Source organism: Streptococcus sp. 27098_8_186 (assembly GCF_041432055.1).
Classification (GTDB): domain Bacteria; phylum Bacillota; class Bacilli; order Lactobacillales; family Streptococcaceae; genus Streptococcus; species Streptococcus dentalis.
The window spans coordinates 63163-79409 of record NZ_JAPVYV010000001.1 but is presented as its reverse complement, the minus strand read 5'-3'; the positions used below and the strand labels follow the sequence as shown (position 1 = coordinate 79409).

The following is a 16247-nucleotide window of genomic DNA, read 5'->3' as shown; positions in this document are numbered from 1 at the left end:
ATGTATGGATACGATTGAAAATCTCATTATTGCAATTGTGAAACCCTTGATTTCACAACCGGATGCCTTAACCATCAAGATCGAAGATACTCCTGAATTCTTGGAGTACCATCTTGACCTTGATCCTAGCGATGTTGGTCGTGTAATCGGTCGAAAAGGTCGCACCATTTCTGCGATAAGAACGATTGTCTACTCTGTCCCAACTGAAGATAAAAAAGTAAGAATTGTTATTGACGAAAAATAAAAAGGCGGGATTTTGTCCCGTTTTTTTGTTGGAGCACTCAGGGAGCACCGTTGAGAATTGTTGCTGAACGTGATAAAATAGAGTGAATAAACTACACTGGAGAAATCATGAATTACTTTAATGTTGGGAAAATTGTCAATACCCAAGGCTTACAAGGTGAAATGCGGGTCTTGTCTGTGACAGACTTTGCGGAAGAGCGTTTTAAAAAAGGAGCTGAATTGGCCCTCTTTGATGAGAAGGATCGTTTTGTCCAGACGGTGACCATTGCCAGTCATCGCAAGCACAAGAACTTCGACATCATCAAGTTTAAGGATATGTACCATATCAATGCTATCGAAAAATTCAAGGGCTTTAGCCTCAAGGTTGCAGAAGAAGACTTGACGGATTTGGAGGATGGCGAGTTTTATTACCATGAGATCATCGGCCTTGATGTTTACGAAAATGACCAGCTAATCGGTCAGATCAAGGAAATCCTGCAACCAGGTGCCAATGATGTCTGGGTCGTGAAACGAAAAGGCAAACGTGACCTTCTCTTGCCTTATATCCCACCAGTGGTGCTCAATATCGATATCCCAGGAAACAGGGTGGATGTAGAAATCTTAGAAGGGTTAGACGATGAAGATTGATATTTTAACCCTCTTTCCAGAGATGTTCTCTCCTCTTGAGCATTCTATCGTCGGAAAGGCGCGTGAGAAGGGACTTCTCGAGATCAACTACCATAATTTCCGTGAAAACGCGGAGAAAGCGCGCCATGTGGACGATGAACCCTATGGGGGCGGGCAAGGCATGCTTCTACGCGCTCAACCGATTTTTGATGCCTTTGATGCCATTGAGAAAAAGCATCCGCGCGTGATCCTGCTGGATCCTGCTGGTCGGACCTTTGATCAATCTTATGCAGAAGAGTTGGCTCAGGAAGAAGAATTGATCTTTATCTGTGGTCACTATGAGGGCTACGACGAGCGGATCAAGACCTTGGTGACGGATGAGATTTCTCTTGGAGATTATGTACTAACAGGTGGCGAACTAGCTGCCATGACCATGATTGATGCGACGGTTCGCTTGATTCCAGAAGTGATCGGAAAAGAGTCCAGTCATCAAGACGACAGTTTCTCATCAGGTCTTCTAGAATATCCTCAATACACACGGCCTTATGAATACAGAGGGATGACAGTTCCAGATGTCCTCATGAGTGGCCACCATGAAAATATTCGTCAGTGGCGCCTCTATCAGAGTTTGAAAAAGACCTTAGAACGTCGTCCAGACTTGCTAGAAAACTATGAGTTGACAGCAGAAGAAGAGAAGATGTTGGAACAAATTAAACAAGAAGACTAACAGCGTCAGCTGTTTTTCTTTTGCCTCAAAAATTTATGAAAAAAACTTTTTAAACCTACTAGTTATTGGTAACAAAATGTGGTATGCTAAGGGGTAGAGAAACTTCAAGAAAATGATTCAGTTTTGGGGGTGAGTTTAATGGGAAAGAAATTAGGAAAATCGGTTTTCACGACTGGGATTGCCGCAACAACGGTCCTATCTGGTATGTTTAATCACAAGGCTAGTGCGGAAGAGGTGAAGCAAAATGAAAATGCAGAAACCAATAGTACGGAAGTAGTCGAAAAACCAATTACGGTTGATGAGTTGAAGCAAATTACAGCTCAAAAAGGCCAAGTGGTGAAAGATGTCCACTACCAAGAGCAAAAAGTGATCGATGCTCAAACGGAAGTCAAGGTGGCTGGGCAAGAGCTGGAAGAAAAGAAAGCAGTAGTGACGGATGCAGAAAACCTGATCGCAACGACTTCAGATGCCCAAGTTCAAAATGCAGAAAATGACGTCAAGGTGGCTCAAGCCTATGTGACTATCGAAGAAAATAAGGTTCGAGAAGCAGAAGCTGCCCATGACCAAGTCGTAGAAGCTGTTCGTCAACAGGAAAATCAAGTTACAGCTCAAGAATCTTTGGTCGATGTAGCACAAAATGAATTGAACCAAGCCAAAGCACCGATTTCAAATGATGAGAATGTGCTCAACCAAGCCTTGTTGGAGCAAAGTCAAGTCGAGCATAGTATCCGAGAATCTCAGAATTACCTTGCAACCTTGCAAGCGAGTCAGCAAACTGGCTCAGATACAGTGGCTCAAATTGAGAGCGATATTCAACTGGCTCAAACGCGTCTGACAGATTTGAAAGCGGTCATCGCAACCAAGGAAGCAGAATTGGCAGCCTTAGAACAAGCTGCGGCCAATAGCCCAGTTCAGTTGAGTCAAGCGACTTATGAAGGTTATTTGCAACACTTAGCTGACAATGGCAATGAAGCTGCAGCGAGTGCTTTAGCCCTCTACAAGCGTGGTCGGGAAGAAGACGGCTTAACGGTTGGAGAGTCTGGATCCTTGCAAGCTAACCTCCGAGCTCTTGAAATTGCGGATGCCATCAATAGCTATCGTCGCAATGCCGGCTTGCCTGAATTGGAACTGGATCCCTATTCCCTTCCAGCCAGTCAAGTACAGTTGGAATACTTCAAAAAAGCCAATTGGCATATGTTTAAGTATTTGCCAAATGAAAACATCGCTTATGGCTTCTCACCTGCTGGTGCGGTTGACTTTTGGTACAATGAAAAAGCGGCTTATCAGGAAGTAGCGGCTCAATATGGTCTACCAACAGACGAAACACAAATCGATGCCAATGACATTTATATGAAAATTGGGGCTGAGGCCTTTGCTAAGGTTGGTCACTACCTCCAAATGGTAGACAACAAAGCGACAGCTTTATCAGTCGCTTATGACCCAAGCAATGCCATGTCAGAAGCAGCTTTCTTACACAGCCCGGTCAATTCAGCAGTGTCAACCAGTGCACTCGCTTACCAATTGCGTCAGGGAGCTGGGGCAACGACGACAAGATCAGATGTGAAAGCAAAATCTGATGAAGTAGCTAATCTCAAGTTAGACAAGGCCAATCAAGAGTCTCAAATCATTATCTTGCAAGGCAAACTAGAAGATGCCCACCATGCAAATTCGAAGATGGAAGCGGAGATGGCCAATGTCCAAAAGACCATCCAAAATTACAAGATTCTTCTTGTTAGCAAGGACCATGCGGTTGAAAAGGCGAAGGCGACTCTTGATGTATCTCGAGGTCGGATTGAAGCAACTATCCAACCAAAAGAAGCAGCACTTCAAAAAGCGAAAGATTTGTTAGCAGCTGCGCGTGAGAAATTAGATCTTTTAAAAGCGGAAGAAGCAGAAAAAGCCCAAGTCGTTCAAGAAGCGCATGAGGGCTTGAAGGCGGCTCAAGAGCGCTTGGTTGCTGCTGAAAAACGTCTTTCTGACTTTAAAAATGCTCCAGAATTATTGGTCAAAGCCCAATCCGTTTTATCAGCTGCGGTGGCTAATTTAGAGAATAAAAAAGAAAAATTGGAAGCAGAATTCACAACCCTTCAATCTTATCAAAGTGTCGTGGAACTGTTGAATTCCCAATATGAAGATCTAGCCTCACGGATAGATCCAGCTATTTTAGAAGCAGCAGATATGCCAATGGATATCCGCTCAAGCAATCCAACAACTTTCCCGGATAGACCAACGGTTCTTCCAACAAATAACAATAGTCCACAAGTGCAAGCACCAACAGCTACTCCAGCTCCAAAACAAGAAGCCAAAGTAGAAGAAATCAAATCAAAAAAAGAAAACAGCCAAGCTGTGGCTGGATCTGATTCCTCCAAATATGTAGCAGCAACAACAGGTGTTGCCGTCGGGCTACTTGCTGGATTGTTTGGTTTCAAGAAAAAGAAACAATCTTCAAAAAATGATTAAGACATACCGAAGATAGAGTGGATGCTTAGACACTTTATTGCTTAAACTCTTCAAAGAAGATTGATGAGGGGGGGAAAAGAACTCGCTTAACAAAATGAGTTCTTTCCTGCTCTTTTTTTGTACAATTTTAGAATTTTTGAAAGAAAATGATAGAAAATGATAAAAAGTGTTGACATTTTTTGAATATGGAGTATAATAGTCCCTGTAATCGATTGCAAAAGGAGGAGAAATGCTTAAGTCTGAACGAAAACAATTCATCCTCGAGAAGGTACTGAAGGAAAAGTTTGTTTCCTTAGAAACCCTTGTACAAGAGTTGGGGACGTCTGAATCAACGGTTCGACGTGACTTGGATGAATTAGAAGCTGAAAGTAAACTTCGCCGGGTTCACGGCGGTGCGGAAAGCCTGCATTTTCTTCAAGAGGAAGAAAGCAATAAAGAAAAATCTATCAAAAACATTCAAGTTAAGTCAAAAATCGCGGTAAAAGCGGCGGAATTGATCAAAGATCATGACGTGATCTTTATCGATGCCGGGACGACCAATGAACTTTTAGTACAAGAAATTGTCAATCCAACGGTAACCGTGGTGACCAACTCTATTCACCATGCGACCAAGTTGGTCGAGCGAAATGTTCCAACGGTCATCATCGGTGGGAAGGTAAAATCTTCTACAGATGCTAGTATCGGAGGAATCGCGCTCAATCAGATCGGTCAGTTGAATTTTGACAAGGCCTTTCTTGGAATGAATGGAATTGATGATGAATTTTACAGCACTCCAGACCTGGAAGAAGGATCTGTCAAGCGTGCGATTATCGAAAATGCGAAAAAGACCTATATCCTAGCGGATGATTCGAAAATTGGGGTGACATCCTTTGTCAAAGTGGCTCCTATCAAGCGAGCCATGATTATTACCAATCAATGTGAACCGCAACGATTAAAGGTTTTAAAAGAAAAAACGGAGGTTATAGAGGTTTGATTTATACAGTAACACTGAATCCAGCAATTGACTATATTGTCCGTCTCGATCATGTAGAGACCGGAGCGGTCAATCGGATGGCTTCAGAAGATAAATTCGCCGGTGGTAAGGGAATCAATGTCAGTCGTGTTTTGAAGCGTCTCGATATCGAGAACACAGCGACTGGATTTATCGGTGGTTTCACAGGACGCTTCATTGAAGACGTACTGATTAGCGAGGCCATTTCAACCAACTTTGTGACAGTGGACCAAGATACACGGATCAATGTCAAGATTAAAGCTGATGAAGAAACAGAGATCAATGGGAATGGCCCAGAAGTGACGGAAGCTCAGTTGAAAGAATTGCTCAACATCTTATCGAGCTTAACAGCGGATGATGTGGTAGTCTTTGCAGGATCTGCCCCATCTTCACTTGGGAATGCCGTTTACAAACAATTGATCGCAGCAACACGTGCGACAGGTGCGAAAGTGGTTTGTGACTTTGAAGGGCAAACCTTGATTGATTCCTTAGAGTTCAATCCCCAATTGGTCAAACCAAACAACCATGAATTGGGAGATATCTTTGGCGTTACCTTGACGGAATTGCCAGAAATTGAACGTTATGCTAAAGAGATTTTGGCCAAAGGAGCACAAAACGTCATTATTTCCATGGCGGGTGATGGTGCTCTCCTTGTCAGTCCAAGCGGAACTTACTTCGCAAAACCAATCAAAGGACAAGTGAAGAACTCTGTTGGGGCTGGAGATTCCATGGTGGCAGGCTTCACTGGGAAGCTCGCAACAACAGGAGATGTCATCGAAGCCTTCAAATGGGGCGTGGCTTGTGGAACAGCGACCACCTTCTCGGATGACTTGGCGACAGCTGACTATATAAAAGAAACTTATGAAAAAGTAGAGGTAGAAAAACTATGAAAATTCAAGACGTTTTAAATAAAAACGTGATGTTGTTTGATCTTCAAGCAACAGATAAAGAGGGCGTGATCAATGAGATGGTTCAATCGCTCGTTGACAATGGTGTGGTGACAGATTTTGATACCTTCAAGGCTGGAATCATGAACCGTGAAGCACAAACTTCAACTGGTTTGGGTGACGGAATTGCCATGCCCCACAGCAAAAATGAAGCAGTCAAAGAAGCAACAGTCTTGTTTGCAAAATCAAACAAGGGTGTGGACTATGCATCACTTGATGGCCAACCAACAGACTTGTTCTTCATGATCGCAGCTCCAGAAGGAGCAAACGACACTCACTTGGCAGCCCTTGCTGAATTGTCTAAGTACTTGATGAAACCAGGTTTTGCGGACAAACTTCGCCAAGCCAGCACTCCTGATCAAGTGATCGCAGCCTTTGATGCAGAAGAGCAAGAAGCTGCAGCTGAAGAAGCGAAAAAAGCAGAAGCGGTCAAAGAAGCAGCTTCATCTGACAAACCTCTCATCGTTGCTGTTACAGCATGTACAACAGGGATCGCCCACACTTACATGGCAGAAGAAGCCCTCATCAAAAAAGGGGAAGAAATGGGTGTTACAGTCCGCGTTGAAACCAACGGTGCATCTGGTGTCGGCAACCGCTTGACAGCTGAAGAAATCGCAAAAGCTGAAGGGGTCATCATTGCAGCGGATAAGGCAGTTGAAACCGCTCGTTTTGATGGCAAAAAATTGATCTCTAAACCAGTCGCAGCCGGTATCCGTCAGACAGAAGAATTGATCCAAACCATCTTGGATGGCAAAGCAGATGTCTTCCACGCTGAAAATGCTGCACAAGCTAGCGCTAGCCAAGAAAAATTGAGCTTAGGTGGAGCCTTCTACAAACACTTGATGAGTGGGGTTTCTCAAATGCTTCCATTCGTTATCGGTGGTGGTATCTTGATCGCCCTTGCCTTCTTGATTGACCAAGTTCTGGGTGTGCCTCAAGATCAATTGTCTAGTCTTGGTTCTTATCATGTATTAGCAGCACAATTTAAAACAATTGGTGGAGTAGCCTTTGGCTTCATGCTTCCTGTACTTGCAGGTTACATTGGATTCTCAATCGCTGAAAAACCTGGTTTTGTAGCAGGGTTTATCGCTGGATCTATTGCTAGCTCAGGGTCAGCATTTGGAAATATCGCCTACGGTGCTGCTAAAGGTGAATTACCAGCAGCCGTATCATCTGGTTTCCTTGGAGCCTTAGTTGGTGGTTTCCTAGCAGGTGGAGTGATTCTAGTTCTTCGTAAAGCTCTTGCAGGTCTTCCACGTTCTCTTGATGGTATCCGTTCAATCCTTCTCTTGCCATTGCTTGGTGTTGGTTTGACAGGATTCTTGATGTTCCTCATCAATATTCCAATGGCTGCTATCAATACTGGTCTTAACAACTTCCTTTCAAGCTTGTCAGGTAGCTCAGCTGTCCTTCTTGGACTTCTCGTCGGCGGTATGATGGCTGTCGATATGGGTGGACCAGTTAACAAAGCCGCTTATGTCTTCGCTACAGGTACACTTGCTGAATCTGTTGCTTCAGGTGGTTCTATTGTTATGGCAGCTGGTATGGTTCCTCCATTGGCAGTATTCGTAGCAACTGTATTGTTTAAAGATAAATTCACACAAGAAGAACGCGATTCTGGTTTGACAAACATTGTCATGGGTCTTTCTTTCATCACAGAAGGTGCCATTCCATTTGGTGCAGCTGACCCAGCTCGTGCCATCCCAAGCTTCATCGCAGGTTCAGCATTGACAGGTGCTCTTGTTGGTCTTGCAGGCTTGAAACTCATGGCTCCTCACGGAGGAATCTTCGTTATCGCCCTTACATCAAATCCACTTCTTTACATCTTGTTCGTATTGATCGGTGCAGTTGTAAGTGGTATCTTGTTCGGATTGCTTCGCAAACCTAAAAACTAATCATACCTAAAAGAGGCTGGGCAAAAATCGTCCAGCCTTTGAAGTCTGATAGAAATAAATATATGACGCAGTGGTTGATTGGCATCTTTGTTCACTTTAAAAGCTCCAAAGATGACCTAATCAACTGTGCGGGGGTGGGAAGATTGAAAAGGTTTGGGGAACCTTTTCAACTTTTTTTATTTTACGGAGTTCTTTCCCACTCCCTTTTTATTGCACAAAAACACCAACTAGTGATGAAGTTGCTTATCTCTATAGATTTCGATATAATTGCAATAACTTTTCTTTATCAAGGAGGCGAGATAATGAAAAAAAGAAAACTTGTCATTTTTTTTGCAATAACTTCTGTGTTAGTGGGAGGTACAATTATGTCTATTCAGAAACAAAATATCTTTTCAAATGGTACTCAACAAAGCAAGCAACTTAGCACGAAAGAGAAGCAATTGGCTTATTTACAGAAACACGAATACAAAATCGAAAATTTTGTAAAATCTCAAAACCCAAAGATCGAATCAGTTCAAATTGATTGGGAAGAGACAAAATGGGATGAGATAGGAAATGGTACTCCACAAGGAGGTGGCGAAATTGTTCAGGTCTATGGAGGATTTAATAATATATCAAACTCAAGCTGGAGTGCGATTATTAAGTTTAAGGATAAAAAAATTTTAATTGATTATATCGGAATGGGTAGCCCTTTACGTATTGGAGGTGAACTGCTTGACTAATAGTAATTTAAGAACTTTTGATAATTTTTACTCAAATTTAGCTCAGTCAGCTTATCGAGGACGTCCGAATCTTTTTGCTTATGAAAGATTGACTAAAGAGGAAATAAAAGTATTAGATTCAGGGAAAGCGTTGGAATATGATTTTTCACGTGATAATAAATTTTATAACGATGATAAAAAAGAATGGGAAATCACCACCGGAGGTAAAAATCTTCCTAATGGTGGAAAAGTCTATTTACAGCCAGATTCTGGTTTGCATACTGTAGAAGAGACGTTGGATCTTCAGGTCCCAAATCCTAATGGTGGATATCATAAAGAAACATATACCGTCAATCATTATCAGAAGGGTCTTTTAACTGATGAGAAAGCAGGGTTTAATGCCTATTATTTAACAGATACTCCAACCTTAGGTAAAGATACTAAGAAAACCTACATGGCCATTCGAGGAAGTGATGGAATGAGATTGTCTACTTGGAACGACTGGGTCGATAACGACGCTCAGTTTGCGATTAATGATAGTCATATACCACAAGCGAAGTTGGCTACAAAAGGATTGAAAGAAAAAATAGCTGAAATGAGCAAAAAAGCTCCAAATGCTCAAATGGACCTTGCCGCTCACTCACTCGGGACTATGGTTTCTGTCCAAGGAATAGCTGATCTAAGTAATCAAGAGTTGAACAAAATTGGCAAAGTAGTTTTGCTTGATGGTCCAGATACGACAAAGAGTTTAAAGAAAATGGGCCTTAGTGATGAAAAAATCAAATTAATCAGTGATAAAGTAGAATACTATGTCAATCCCTTTGATATGGTAAGTATGCTCAATCGAGAACATACTATTACTAAATTACCTGGTGATGGGAATGAGCCTCTTAAAAAGCCTGTTGGTAAAGTCAATATCATTGTCCCCCTCTATTATACTGAAAGTTTTGATGCAGAAAGTTCTCATGATTTTGGTGTTTATCAACCGGATGGAAAAGGGAATTTCTTAACAGCTTCAGAAGATTTTCATCCGGAGTTGCTTAGGGCTGGTGAAAAGTTTGCTCGTTTGATTGCATCGTCATTAGAAGCTGCAAAAAAGTTAGGAATTAAAGGAAATGTAGCTTTAAATATTTTCAGTTCAATTGTTACAGGTGACATTAGCATCAGGCTCCCTCTTGGAATTTCAGTCTATGAGAATTTTAAAAAGCAGTATGGAGAAATCGTTAGGGAAGCACGTTTAGAATCTATTAAATGGGATCGTGAAGCTATCCCTAGATATCAGGAACAACTGAGAAGTGGAAATTTGACAGGTGAGGAAAGAATTTTGATTCGAGCTCGTTTACTTCAGACATCCTCACAGTTAGCTATTTTTGAGACAGAAGATAAGGTTGAGAATGTAAAGAGTTACCTTTCAAATGCTAAAGAAGAAATTCAAACCATTTTAAATAATACAAACTCGGAAGCAATAGGGTTAGCCACTTATTTAACGAGCTCAGAAGTCACAGCTTTGCTCTCTGATTTCAATATCTCACGTTTTTGGGATGAAGGAATTGAGGGTAAAACGGAAAAAGCAGCTGGAGCTTTTCTAACGCAAATTGAGCAATTGGGTACAACTTTGGTGAGAGCTAGTGGTACATTTGAAGTTGTGGATACACAACAAGCAGAGGATTTTAATAGTTTACTAGCAGATGTAAAAAATAAATGGAGGAGTAAAAATGTTGATGCTGGATGATTCTTTGCTAACAAAAGAGAGTCTAGAAAGAGAATATAGAGAAAGGATGAAAGAACAGGAACGCCAGGCGATTCGTGCTATTATAGCAGTTAAGACACTCCTGATTATAGCTAAAGGAGTAGAGTTATCAAAGAAATTAGATGACATAGCTTCTGAGATGCAGGAGTATACGTCTAAGACTTTTGTAAATAATATTAAGGGAGGATTTGAAGGGAAGGCAGCAGAAGCTACAGAGACCTATTTGACTCAGACAATGAAAAAGCCTGATCTAAAAAGTCCTATTAAATCCTGAATAAGAAAGTTGAGAAAGTTAGTAATGGATAAAAAAGAACTACAGAAAATAGAAGACGACCACATGTATAAACTACGTGAGTTAGAACGTCTGGAGTTTGATTTAGATTACTATTATCATAGGTTTGACAGAGACACAGAGAATATAATAGAGTCTGTTTCCTATGCATGTAGAGGGGAGTATGCTGTTGAAATACAATCCTACATTTTTGAAATTGAGGAAAATTTGGATAACTATCGTAAATTGTATAATGCTCGCATTGAAGATGTATTGGACTTACGTTCTAAAGAGAATAAAAATTTCTATAGAAAGTTAGAAGAAAATAAAATTTAGAAAATAAGAAACGAGAACGAAATATAAATTCTATTAACATTACTACACTAAAAAAGATAATCGACTTAATAAAGCTGTGTGTTAGTGGAGCAAAATTCGTTATCCTCTGTCTTATGAAAGGCCAAACTTCCTCGGCCTTTTCTTCTTGTACTAGCGAAAAAATCCCCTCATTCGGCGTTGGTATCTTGAGCTGAATTATGATATAATAAGCCTATCGCATATTTTTAGGAGAATAAAAATGGATATTCAACGTGAAAAAGAATTTGTCAGCCAATACCACTATGATGCTCGTAATTTTGAGTGGGAAAAAGAAAATGGCATCCCTGAAACAAAAGTAGATGTAAACTTTCAATTGATCAATCGTGATCAAGAACAAAACACGACTTCTTTGATTGTGATCTTGAGCTACATGATCGTTTTTGACGGTTTTGTGATCAGCGGAACCATCACTCAAATCAACCACTTGTTTGGTCGTTATGTCAATGAACCAAGCGAATTCAGCAAAGACGAAGTAGAAGAATTGGCTCGCCCTTGCTTGAATATGCTCAACCGTTTGACTTATGAAGTCACAGAAATTGCCCTCGATTTACCGGGTATTAATTTGGAGTTTTAATCAATGAAATTAGCAGTGATCACGGATTCGTCTGCCTATTTAACGCAAGACGTGCTCCATCACGACGACTTATTTATTTTAGAGATCCCGATCTATATAGATGGGGAGTCTTATGTTGAAGGGAAGAACCTGACACACGATGAGTTCTACCAAAAGATGTCTGCCTCTAAGGAATTGCCAAAGACTAGCCAGCCGAGTGTTGCAGAGTTAGAAGAAGTCTTATCTGGTTTGACAGCTAAGGGCTATACGCATGCTGTCGGTCTTTTCTTGTCATCCGGTATTTCTGGTTTCTACCAAAATATCCAATATTTGAAGGACGAATTTGAAGCCTTGACCGTCGAATTTCCGGATTCAAAAATCACCAGTGCTCCTCTAGGAATGATGGCAGAAGACTGCTTGAAATGGGCTGGTGAAGGTCGTTCTTTCGATGAGATTGTTGCCAATGTCCAACACCAGATTGATGGAACTTCTGCCTATATCATGGTAGATGATTTGAACCACTTGGTTAAAGGTGGCCGTCTGTCAAATGGGGCTGCCATTCTTGGGAACCTCTTGAGCATCAAGCCTATTCTTCATTTTAATGATGAAGGCGTGATTGAGGTCTTTGAGAAAGTCCGGACGGAAAAGAAAGCCATGAAACGCTTGGTAGAGATTGTTGTATCAGATATCGCAGATGGTCATTACCAAGTCTTTGTCATCCATGCCAATGTCCCTGAAAAAGCAGAAGCACTTCGCCAACTACTCATGGAAGAAGGAGTAGAAGGTGACATTCCTTTTGCTACCTTTGGAGGGGTTATCGGGACGCACTTAGGTGACCATAGCTTAGCAGTTGGGTATATCCCTATCGTTTAAGGAGAATTCTATGTCCATTAAAGTCATTATCGCAGGTTTCAAGGGAAGAATGGGACAAGCAGCCTACAAGATGGTTTCTGAAGATCCTGAGTTAGAATTAGCTGGCTTGATCGATCCATTTACTGATGAGACAGAGGTTGCAGGAGTCCCTGTCTTTAACCGCAAAGAAGATGTCGTGAGTCTAGAGGCAGATGTTTGGGTCGACTTTACCATGCCCAAGGTCGCTTACGAAAATACTCGCTTTGCAATTGAGAATGGCTTTGCGCCTGTTGTGGGAACGACTGGATTCACTTCTGAGCAGATCCAAGAATTGACAGACCTTTCACGTGAAAAGGGATTGGGTGGCTTGATCGCGCCGAACTTTGCTATCGGAGCTGTGCTCTTGATGCAATTTGCAGCGCAAGCAGCCAAGTATTTCCCGAATGTGGAAATCATCGAATTGCACCACGACAAGAAAAAAGATGCACCGAGTGGAACAGCAATTAAAACCGCTGAGTTGATCTCTGAGAAGCGCGAGAAAATCCAGCAAGGTGCAGCAGATGAAGAAGAGTTGATGCCTGGAGCAAGAGGGGCAGAGTTTGAAGGGATGCGCATCCATTCAGTTAGATTGCCTGGCCTAGTCGCTCACCAAGAGGTGATTTTTGGTAGCCAAGGCGAAGGGTTGACTCTCCGACATGATTCCTATGATCGTGTTTCCTTCATGACAGGAGTAAATCTAGGAATTAAAGAAGTTGTCAAGCGTCATGAGCTTGTTTATGGTTTGGAACACTTACTATGAGATTAGAAAAGATGCCTTCTGAGTTTCAGGAGGCTTTACCAATATTAGAGAAGATTAAAGCAGCTGGTTTTGAGGCCTATTTTGTAGGGGGTTCTGTCCGAGATGCCCTCTTGGATCGTCCAATTCACGATGTCGATATCGCTTCCTCCTCATACCCAGAAGAGACCAAGGCGATTTTTGATCGAACAGTTGATGTCGGTATCGAACATGGGACCGTTTTGGTCCTTGAAAATGGGCAAGAATATGAAATTACGACCTTCCGGACGGAGGATGTCTATGTCGATTATCGCCGTCCAAGCTCCGTCTCTTTTGTGCGCTCGCTGGAAGAAGACCTCAAGCGTCGTGATTTTACGGTTAATTCCTTTGCCTTAAATGAAAAAGGAGAAATTGTTGACCTCTTTCATGGACTAGAAGATTTGGAAAACAAGGTCCTCCGGGCAGTTGGGCTTCCTCATGAACGCTTTAACGAAGATGCGCTCCGGATCATGCGAGGCTTTCGTTTTCAGGCCAGTCTCGGTTTTAAATTAGAAGAGGCGACCTTTGATGCCATGAAGGAGTGTGCTCCCTTACTAGAGAAGATTTCCGTAGAGCGCACTTTTATCGAGTTTGATAAACTCTTGCTTTCCCCATACTGGAGACAAGGCTTGGAGGCTATGCTAGCAAGTGGAGCCTATCACTATCTGCCAGAGATGAAGGATCGCAAAGAAGCGATCGAGCGTTTGTTTGACATAGAGTTGGAATATACCTTTTCAACTTCTGAGCAAGCCTGGGCTGCTTTGGTCTTAGCACTAGAGATTCAAGATATTCCAAGATTCTTTAAGAAATGGAAGACCTCTAGAGAGTTTGCCAAGACGGTGGAGCAGATCGTGGAGATTCTTAAGCTCCGAGAAAATGGAAGTCTAGACAAGCGTGCCTGCTACAAGTATGAGAAGCATTTGTTGCTAGTGGCAGAAGAGCTCCGGGAAGCGTATGCCTTGAGTGTGGATTATTTGGCCATCGAGCGTGTTTATGATAGCTTGACCATTCATGATAAGCATGAAGTGGTGGTCAATGGCGGTATGTTGATCAAAGACTATGGTTTTCAACCAGGTCCAGCCTTGGGAGAGATTTTGACAAAAATTGAATATGCCATTGTCGATGGGGAACTGGCCAATGAGAAAGAAGCCATCATCGCCTATATCCAACAAGCAAAAGGGGAGGAAAAATGAGCGATTTTATTGTCGATAAATTAACCAAATCTGTCGGAGATAAGACCGTCTTTCGTGAGATTTCCTTTATCATTCACGACTTGGATCGGATTGGATTGATCGGGGTCAATGGGACTGGAAAGACCACTCTGTTAGATGTGTTGTCAGGTCGCTCCGGCTTTGATGGAGATGTGAGTCCTTTTTCTGCAAAGAGTGATTATACGATTGGTTATTTGACGCAGGAACCAGACTTTGATGATCAAAAGACGGTTCTTGATACAGTGTTATCTAGTGATTTACGCGAAATGCAGCTGATTCGCGATTACGAGTTCTTGATGGCGGATTACCGAGAAGAGAACCAAGCACGTCTTGAAAAGGTCATGGCGGAGATGGATTCGCTCAATGCTTGGGAAATCGAGAGTCAGGTTAAGACAGTCCTTTCAAAGCTTGGAATTGAAGACTTGAACGCCAAAGTTGGGGATCTATCTGGGGGCTTGCGTCGTCGTGTGCAACTGGCACAGGTTTTGCTGTCCCATCACGACCTGCTCTTACTAGATGAGCCGACCAACCACCTGGACATTGATACTATCGAATGGTTGACCAATTTCTTGAAGAACGCTAAGAAAACCGTGCTTTTCATTACCCACGATCGCTATTTCTTGGATAATATCTCGACGCGGATCTTTGAGTTGGATCGAGCTGGCTTGATCGAGTATCAGGGCAATTACCAGGATTATGTCCGCTTAAAGGCTGAGCAAGACGAGCGTGATGCGGCCCTTCTTCATAAGAAGCAGCAACTCTATAAGCAGGAGTTGACCTGGATGCGGCGTCAACCCCAGGCGCGTGCGACCAAGCAACAGGCGCGGATCAATCGATTCCATGATCTCAAGCAAGACTTGTCTGGTCAAAGCAACCAGACGGATTTAGAGATGAACTTTGAGACCAGCCGAATTGGAAAGAAAGTCATCGAGTTTAAAGATGTGAGTTTTGCTTTTGAAAACAAGCCGATTTTACAGGATTTTAACCTCTTGGTGCAGAATAAGGATCGCATTGGGATCGTTGGGGATAATGGCGTCGGCAAGTCCACCCTACTCAATTTGATCGCAGAGCGACTACAGCCACAGTCTGGGCAAGTCATCATCGGGGAAACTGTGCGGGTGGCTTATTTCTCTCAACAGATTGATGGTTTGGATGAGAGTAAGCGCGTGATTAATTTCCTCCAGGAAGTTGCTGAGGAAGTGAAGACGACCGTTGGAACGACATCGATTACAGATCTCTTGGAGCAATTTCTCTTCCCACGTTCCATGCACGGAACCTTAATTGAAAAACTCTCCGGTGGGGAGAAGAAGCGGCTCTTTCTCTTAAAACTCTTGATCGAAAAATCCAATGTGCTTCTCCTCGATGAGCCAACCAATGACTTGGATATCGCAACCTTGACGGTTTTGGAAAACTTCCTTCAAAACTTTGGAGGTCCCGTCATTACCGTTAGCCACGACCGCTATTTCCTGGACAAAGTTGCAAGCAAGATCCTGGCTTTTGAAAATGGGGGCATTCGTGAGTTCTTTGGAAATTATACGGATTACCTAGATGAAAAAGCCTTTGAAGCATCTCAAGTAACGGCCAGTCACAAGGTTGAAAAAGAGAAATCTGTCAAGCCAAAAGAAGAGAAGAAACGCATGAGCTATATAGAGAAGCAAGAGTGGGCGAGCATTGAAGCAGATATCGAAGCCATTGAAAATCGGATCGCAGAGATTGAAGTGGAGATGAATGAAAACGGCTCTGACTTTGGCAAATTGTCAGCCCTTCAAAAGGAATTGGATAAGGAAAATGAGCGACTACTTGAGAAGTACGATCGCTATGAATACCTGAGCGAATTAGATGAATAAGGAG

The 16247-nt window shown here is 42.4% G+C and carries 16 protein-coding genes; all 16 read left to right on the top strand.

The genetic code is table 11. The features are described from left to right. Positions 1-4 precede the first annotated feature (4 nt). The 16 genes from kphA (at position 5) to O3602_RS00260 (ending at position 16243) form a co-directional block, all read left to right on the top strand. Positions 5-244: an RNA-binding protein KphA gene (gene kphA, locus O3602_RS00335; protein WP_003001620.1), complete on the top strand. Its 240-nt coding sequence runs from the start codon at positions 5-7 to the stop codon at positions 242-244. A gap of 107 nt (positions 245-351) precedes the next feature. Then, a complete protein-coding gene (gene rimM, locus O3602_RS00330) occupies positions 352-870 on the top strand; it encodes a ribosome maturation factor RimM (protein ID WP_003011300.1) in 519 nt (172 codons plus the stop codon). Beyond that, positions 860-1576, top strand: coding sequence for a tRNA (guanosine(37)-N1)-methyltransferase TrmD (gene trmD, locus O3602_RS00325; RefSeq protein ID WP_003011380.1), 717 nt, complete (start codon positions 860-862; stop codon positions 1574-1576). Before rimM ends, trmD begins: the two co-directional genes overlap by 11 nt. A 138-nt stretch (positions 1577-1714) precedes the next feature. Further along, on the top strand, positions 1715-4036 hold the full coding sequence (locus tag O3602_RS00320; protein ID WP_371610912.1) for a CAP domain-containing protein: 2322 nt from the start codon (positions 1715-1717) through the stop codon (positions 4034-4036). 229 nt (positions 4037-4265) lie between these two features. After that, positions 4266-5009: a DeoR/GlpR family DNA-binding transcription regulator gene (locus tag O3602_RS00315; protein ID WP_003001800.1), complete on the top strand. Its 744-nt coding sequence runs from the start codon at positions 4266-4268 to the stop codon at positions 5007-5009. Then, on the top strand, positions 5006-5917 hold the full coding sequence (gene pfkB, locus O3602_RS00310; protein ID WP_371610911.1) for a 1-phosphofructokinase: 912 nt from the start codon (positions 5006-5008) through the stop codon (positions 5915-5917). Before O3602_RS00315 ends, pfkB begins: the two co-directional genes overlap by 4 nt. Next, complete coding sequence (locus O3602_RS00305; RefSeq protein WP_371610910.1) at positions 5914-7869, top strand: fructose-specific PTS transporter subunit EIIC; 1956 nt, start codon at positions 5914-5916, stop codon at positions 7867-7869. Before pfkB ends, O3602_RS00305 begins: the two co-directional genes overlap by 4 nt. Positions 7870-8171: 302 nt before the next feature. Then, positions 8172-8591 (top strand): hypothetical protein, encoded by a 420-nt coding sequence (locus O3602_RS00300; protein WP_151378847.1) that lies wholly within the window; start codon positions 8172-8174, stop codon positions 8589-8591. After that, complete coding sequence (locus O3602_RS00295; RefSeq protein ID WP_371610909.1) at positions 8584-10302, top strand: DUF2974 domain-containing protein; 1719 nt, start codon at positions 8584-8586, stop codon at positions 10300-10302. The genes O3602_RS00300 and O3602_RS00295 overlap by 8 nt, the downstream gene beginning before the upstream one ends. Beyond that, complete coding sequence (locus O3602_RS00290; RefSeq protein ID WP_049514126.1) at positions 10286-10594, top strand: hypothetical protein; 309 nt, start codon at positions 10286-10288, stop codon at positions 10592-10594. The genes O3602_RS00295 and O3602_RS00290 overlap by 17 nt, the downstream gene beginning before the upstream one ends. Positions 10595-10618: 24 nt before the next feature. Beyond that, positions 10619-10927: a hypothetical protein gene (locus O3602_RS00285; RefSeq protein WP_371610908.1), complete on the top strand. Its 309-nt coding sequence runs from the start codon at positions 10619-10621 to the stop codon at positions 10925-10927. 238 nt (positions 10928-11165) lie between these two features. Next, positions 11166-11540: a DUF1149 family protein gene (locus O3602_RS00280; protein WP_003001888.1), complete on the top strand. Its 375-nt coding sequence runs from the start codon at positions 11166-11168 to the stop codon at positions 11538-11540. A gap of 3 nt (positions 11541-11543) precedes the next feature. Next, complete coding sequence (locus O3602_RS00275) at positions 11544-12392, top strand: DegV family protein (protein ID WP_371610907.1); 849 nt, start codon at positions 11544-11546, stop codon at positions 12390-12392. Between the two features lie 10 nt (positions 12393-12402). After that, complete coding sequence (gene dapB / locus O3602_RS00270; protein WP_371610906.1) at positions 12403-13170, top strand: 4-hydroxy-tetrahydrodipicolinate reductase; 768 nt, start codon at positions 12403-12405, stop codon at positions 13168-13170. After that, positions 13167-14378 carry a CCA tRNA nucleotidyltransferase gene (locus O3602_RS00265; protein WP_371610905.1) on the top strand — a complete coding sequence of 404 codons (1212 nt, stop codon included), beginning with the start codon at positions 13167-13169 and terminating at the stop codon, positions 14376-14378. Before dapB ends, O3602_RS00265 begins: the two co-directional genes overlap by 4 nt. After that, positions 14375-16243 (top strand): ABC-F family ATP-binding cassette domain-containing protein, encoded by a 1869-nt coding sequence (locus tag O3602_RS00260; RefSeq protein ID WP_371610904.1) that lies wholly within the window; start codon positions 14375-14377, stop codon positions 16241-16243. The genes O3602_RS00265 and O3602_RS00260 overlap by 4 nt, the downstream gene beginning before the upstream one ends. Positions 16244-16247 lie beyond the last annotated feature (4 nt).